Raw genomic sequence first — 3,602 nt, 5'->3', positions numbered from 1 at the left:
AATGTGTAGTAGCAGATACTAAAGAAAACTTAAGAGTAAGAGTAGATGCAGAATATGGAGCTACAGATGGAAAATTAAAATTAGCTAAGAGAGCTAAAGAACTAGGACTAGATGCTATACACGATACAGTTCACGAAATGTGCAAAGACGAAGCTAGACACGGTAAAGCATTCTTAGGATTATTACAAAGATATTTCGGATAAGTATTAATATCGTATAGACATTAAAAAAATATATTTAAATAAACACTAAAAATCTTACAACTAATTTGAAATACAATTAGTTGTAAGATTTTTTTATATGTAAAAAATGATATTATTTCTTTAAAGTTTCTTTAAAAATTTGTTGTATATTATAATTAAGATACGAAATTAAAATAGCAAGGGGCGATTTTATGAAAAAAGCGTTGGTAATAGACGACGATGTAGATATTTTATACCTTATAAAGGATATATTAGAAGACGATGGATACGAGGTTCTGATTTCAAATTCTGCAGAGGAGGCGTATACAAAGCTAAATAAAGATATAGACATAGTGCTTTTAGATGTTATGATGCCTGGTATAGATGGATTTAGCTTTTGTAGAAAAATAAGAGATGAAGTAGAAATTCCGATTATTTTTTTAACTGCAAAGACTTCAGAGGAGGATATTATAAAGGGACTTGCATTAGGAGGAGATGACTACATTACAAAGCCGTTTAGTATAAATCAACTAAAGGCTAGGATGAATGCGCATATAAGAAGGGACAATAGAAAAAAACAAAAAAATTACCTGCAGATTGGAGATATAAAGATGAATTTAAAAAGCAGAGAGGTCGAGTATTTTGGTGAGGATATAGTGCTTACTAAGAGGGAGTTTGATATACTAGAGCTCTTGGCTTTAAATAGAGGTATGGTATTTTCAAAGGAGGATATTTACGAAAAAATCTGGGGATACGATGCAGAAGGAGATAGCGCTACAGTTTCAGAGCATATAAAGAAAATAAGAGCCAAATTTTTGAAGATAAATAAAGACTTTGACAGTATACAAACTGTATGGGGAATTGGATATAAATTGAAAAAATAAACGTCGGGGTGAGTGTATTTGATCGATAAAAAATATATTAAAAGGCAATTTATATATACGTTGATATGTATTGTTGTTGCTAGTATATTTAGCAGTATTTTATTTAATTTCTGTCTAGAATTTATATTTATAGGAACGGTATTTAATAGTGAAGCTAGCCGAGAGATGGTCGGAAATTTTTATGAGTTTTTTAAGTTGAAGGCTATTTACAATGAGAGCTCGCTAAATAGCAATTGGATTTTTAATTTTATAACTTATGTATCGCCGTATATTTTTATAGCTTTGTATTCAGTTGTTTTTTCAAAAATATATATGAAAAAAATCGATAAAAGTCCACAAAAAATAGATACCTTAGAAAATCAAGATATAAATTTAGATTTAAATTATGAAGATATCGACGAGACAAATAAGATAGCTGAGGTCTTTGAGAAGATGCGTGTAAACTTAAAGGATGCCTTCAATACGCAGTTAAAAAGCGAAAAGGAAAAGCAAGATATAATCCAATCGCTTTCACATGATTTGAGAAGTCCGCTTACCTTGATAAAGGGACATGTAGAGCTTTTGCAAAGTGGAGCTTATAAAAATGAGGAAAGACTAAAGAGATATTTAAACGTAATAGAAAAATCTACAAATCGAGCAGTGACTTTAGTAGACGATCTAAATGTTTTATCTAAAATCGATGATTCAGATTTTATTTTAGATAAGAAGGAAGTTTTGCTAAATGATTTTATAAAAGAGAAGTTTGAGGATTACAAAACCTTGGCAAAGGAGAAGCATCTGAAGTTTTATGTAAATGTAGATAGTGAGTTAAGCGATGCCGTCGTCTATATAGATAAATCACAGATTTCTAGAGTTGTAGATAATATAATAACGAATAGCTTTAGATATGTAGATGAAGGAGGCAGTATAGAAGTAGATATTTCACAAAGCGAGCAGGATAAGGTAGTATTTAAAATAAAGGACAGTGGCGCTGGGTTTAGCAAAGAAGATCTGCCAAATGTGTTTAACAGATTTTACAAGGGAGATAAGTCGAGGGCAAATAGCAGTGGAAATTCTGGACTTGGTCTTTACATATGCAAGAAAATAATCGACAAGCACAGCGGTGAAATTAGAGTTTTCAATGAAAATGGGGCTGTAGTGGAGTTTAGCATTTGGAAGAAGAAAGTTATGAAAACAAAGGAGATAAAGAAGCTTGCCAAAAGAGGTTTAAAGCTAAATTTAAAGCCTGTGCTATTTAATAGCTTTTTGAGTTTAATTCCAATTGTTTTATGTACTGTGGCTTATATTTTTGAAGAAAAATTGTTTGTATTTGCGGTAATTAACAGTATTTTTATTGAGAGTTTACTCAAAGCTAATTTAAGTAATTTATCCTTAAAATTAGTTGAAAATAGACTTGTTTCTGTAAAAGATGGATTTGATATATTTAAAAATACATCGAAAATACTTATTTTAGAGATATTAAAGTTTATAATATGGGTAGTTTTAATTCAGCTTGTATCTATTCCAGTAGGGATTGTATTCGATTCAATATATCAATTTGTATCTTCTTTATCAAATACCGATGTTTATATGATAGATTACACCTTTGTATCGGGGCTTATTTCATATGTACTTGTAGAGATTTTGCTATCTCAAAAATACTACATACTCAGCGATTTAGAAAATATAGATACTATTGGAATTTTAGATAAAAGCATGGAGTTAATTAAAAAGAATGTTTTTAAGTATATAAAGTTTGAAATCAGCTTTATAGGTTGGTTTTTAGTATCTATAGTTACTTTAGGAGTGGGATTTTTGTTCCTTGCTCCATATAAGACAATATGTGAAATCTATTTTTATCAAGAGATAAAAGAAGATAAATTGATAGAGTACAATAATACCGAGAAAAATAGAAATACAAAAGATGAAGTAGTTTTGGATATAGCTCTAGTGGCTATGATAAATTTTTTCGTATATTTTATTTATAAGATAATATATCTATTTTAATAGAAAAGAGGTCGGAGAATGAAAAATGATACAAAGCTTTATAATATGATAATGCCTATATGGCTACTTATTATATTCCCAGTTACATGGGTTGTAATTTTACCGCTTAATTATTTAATCGATACTTTAGTTCTTAAGTTAACGATAAAGAAATTAAATGTGCAAAATAAAAATGAAATCTATAAAATGACTATACTAAAGACTTGGATTTATGGTTTTTTAGGAGATTTTATAGGGGCAGCTATAATACTTGCAGTTTCATGTGGTCTATATGATATAGTAAATTTAGAAACAGCTTTTGGAGCTGTAGTAGGGCAAATGTCGATGGTAATGTTAAATCCATTTGACAACATATTTTCGTTTTTGATTGCTTTAATAGCGACAATTGTAGCGGCTTATTTTATATATCTATTTAATTATAAGTTTGCACTCAAAAAGGCTTTTGAAAAAGGATATATAGATGAAAGTACAAAGAAAAAAATAGCGATATCGATGGCTGTATTTACAGCGCCTTATGTATTTTTCTTGCCGGCGCCATATTAAAACAAAA

The 3,602-nt window shown here is 29.5% G+C and carries 3 protein-coding genes and 1 pseudogene; all 4 read left to right on the top strand.

All coding sequences use genetic code 11. The annotated features are described in order from the left end of the window. Nucleotides 1-203, top strand: a pseudogene (locus ACI3VO_RS09435) (NADH peroxidase); the annotation flags it as partial. Nucleotides 204-394: 191 nt separating this feature from the next. Further along, on the top strand, nt 395-1,066 hold the full coding sequence (locus ACI3VO_RS09430; RefSeq protein ID WP_439757675.1) for a response regulator transcription factor: 672 nt from the start codon (nt 395-397) through the stop codon (nt 1,064-1,066). A 312-nt stretch (nt 1,067-1,378) separates the two neighbouring features. After that, complete coding sequence (locus ACI3VO_RS09425) at nt 1,379-3,052, top strand: DUF975 family protein (protein WP_439757674.1); 1,674 nt, start codon at nt 1,379-1,381, stop codon at nt 3,050-3,052. An 18-nt stretch (nt 3,053-3,070) separates the two neighbouring features. Continuing rightward, on the top strand, nt 3,071-3,595 hold the full coding sequence (locus ACI3VO_RS09420; protein ID WP_439757673.1) for a hypothetical protein: 525 nt from the start codon (nt 3,071-3,073) through the stop codon (nt 3,593-3,595). The last annotated feature ends 7 nt before the right edge of the window (nt 3,596-3,602 follow it).

The organism is Intestinibacter sp. (assembly GCF_051866655.1).
In the GTDB taxonomy this organism is placed as follows: Bacteria; Bacillota; Clostridia; order Peptostreptococcales; family Peptostreptococcaceae; genus Intestinibacter.
Note: the sequence above shows the minus strand (reverse complement) of the source record. Positions and strands in the feature narration are given on the sequence as shown.